A 704-nucleotide genomic window follows, 5' to 3' on the forward strand; every position below is an offset into this window, starting at 1 on the left:
TCGTGCAGGTAATGTTTATACGTCTCGCAATGTCGTTAGCTTTGTTGGTCCTGTGATCAAGGAATATAAAAAAATAAATCCAAGTGCAACTATCGCTGTCAGGGGTGATAGTGGATTCGCTGTCCCTGAACTCTACGAGTTGTGTGAAGAACATGAGATCAAATACGCGATTCGCCTTAAATCAAATAAGCGTTTAACATCGATGGCTCAAGACATTGAACATCAAATCGGGAATCGACTAAAACTTAATAACGGTGCGCCTTATGTGTTTTATAAAGAAATAACCTACAAGGCGGCAAGCTGGAACAAGCCGAGACGAGTGATCGTCAAGTTAGAAAGACCAGAAGGCGAACTCTTATTTCGTTATTCCTTCATTGTCACGAACTTAAGCTACCTCCCTAAAAACATCGTCAAATTTTATCAAAACCGTGGGACGATGGAGAATTTCATTAAAGAAGGAAAAAGTGGCTTTGCGTTCGACCAATTAAGTAGTCCTGACTTTTACACAAATGCGACAAAGCTACAAATTGCCTTACTCGCCTACAATTTTGCGAATTGGTTCCGCCGACTCTGTTTACCTAGAAGTATGAGTAAAAGCACCGTAGGAACCGTTAGAATCCAGCTGATCAAAATAGCAGGTAAAGTAGTCAATACAGCCCGTTATACCACATTCAAATTGTGTAGCAGTTGTTTATACAAAAAAC

General features: G+C 40.2%; 1 protein-coding gene. It reads left to right on the forward strand.

The window, feature by feature from the left end:
- Positions 1-704: IS1380 family transposase (locus ABD814_RS02325; protein WP_344909944.1), on the forward strand; the 704-nt coding region annotated here is incomplete at both ends.

Origin of the sequence: Amphibacillus indicireducens (assembly GCF_039539605.1) — a bacterium.
Classification (GTDB): Bacteria; Bacillota; Bacilli; order Bacillales; family Amphibacillaceae; genus Amphibacillus; species Amphibacillus indicireducens.